Annotated in this window: 2 protein-coding genes; both read right to left on the bottom strand. The window is 37.5% G+C overall.

The window, feature by feature from the left end:
• The coding region (locus CWC14_RS18110) for a flagellin N-terminal helical domain-containing protein (protein ID WP_502705430.1) at nucleotides 1-562 on the bottom strand (562 nt) is incomplete at its 3' end.
• Nucleotides 563-870: 308 nt separating this feature from the next.
• Nucleotides 871-1,356: flagellin (locus CWC14_RS19865; RefSeq protein ID WP_283957457.1), on the bottom strand; the 486-nt coding region annotated here is incomplete at its 5' end.

Here is a 1,356-nt window from a genome sequence, read left to right on the forward strand (position 1 = left end):
CAAATGAAACGCTTCCAGCTGCATCAGTGATGTTAGTAGTTGCTTCTAATGAACCAATTTTATCTGCTGCTGTGCTACTTAAACTTATAGAGATAGTTTCGTTAGCATTTGAGCCAATTTGAAAGTTTCTTGAACCAAAGTCTCCATTTAATAACTGCTGACCACCAAATGAAGTGGTATCAGAAATACGAGTTAGCTCGTCTTGCAGGGCAACAACTTCTTTTTGCAGTGACTCACGATCTTCTGTTGAATTTGAACCATTCGCTGATTGTAGCGCTAGTTCACGCATACGTTGCAAAATGTTTGTTGACTCTTGCATTGAACCTTCAGCAGTTTGCGCCATAGAAATACCATCGTTAGCGTTACGCTGCGCTACACCTAAACCATTAATTTGCGATGTTAAACGGTTAGATATTTGCAGGCCTGCCGCATCATCTTTTGCGCTGTTAATACGCATACCTGATGATAAACGTTCCATTGAAGTTGCTAAGTCAGAACCTGATTGAGATAGGTTACGTTGCGCGTTTAGTGAAGATACATTTGTATTTACTGAAATCATAATAAAACTCCTGATTACTTTCGTAATGTTACTATTTTAATTTAACCAAGAGCTGTCACAAATGTATGCTCAGCTCCGTACTGATTAAGTTAACGGCAGGAAGTAAATTATCTTTAGGAATATTTTAAAAATAAATTGGTTTATTTGCTCAGTAAAGCGTAACAAGCTGTTTTAAAATAAAAAATAGTTATTTATTAATTTTTATAACGCATAAATTTATGCCCCAAATAATTTTTACTATCTCAAAAAACAAAAAAACGCACTTCAAATTGAAGTACGTTTATATAAACAGTGACTAGTAAACTAAATAATTAACCACCTAACAAGCTAATTGCTGCCTGTGGTATTTGGTTTGCTTGGGAAAGTATTGACGTACCCGCTTGTTGTAATATTTGGTTTTTAGTCATTTCAGCCGTTTCAGTCGCAAAATCGGTATCTTGAATACGGCTACGTGACGCAGATACGTTTTCTTGAATATTCGCAAGGTTACTGATTGTGTGACCAAAACGGTTTTGAACCGCACCTAAACCCGCGCGCTGATCATCGATTTGAGCAAGTGCATCATCAATTACATCAATTGCACTTTGTGAACCTAGCTCTGTTGTTAAATTAATATCTTCAACAGTATCGCCTGTGGCTGCAACAGTAACAGGACCAGCAACGCCATCAGTTACAGTAAAATCAGCTTTTGAAGATAAAGTTATGACTTCCGTTGTAGCTGAAGCTGTCGCTGCAGTTACTGGAGTTCCTGTTTCATTCAGGTTGGTCACATTTGGAGTCGAAGCGCTATCAGTAAA

It is taken from the genome of Pseudoalteromonas sp. S3260, assembly GCF_005886925.1.
Taxonomy (GTDB): domain Bacteria; phylum Pseudomonadota; class Gammaproteobacteria; order Enterobacterales; family Alteromonadaceae; genus Pseudoalteromonas; species Pseudoalteromonas tetraodonis.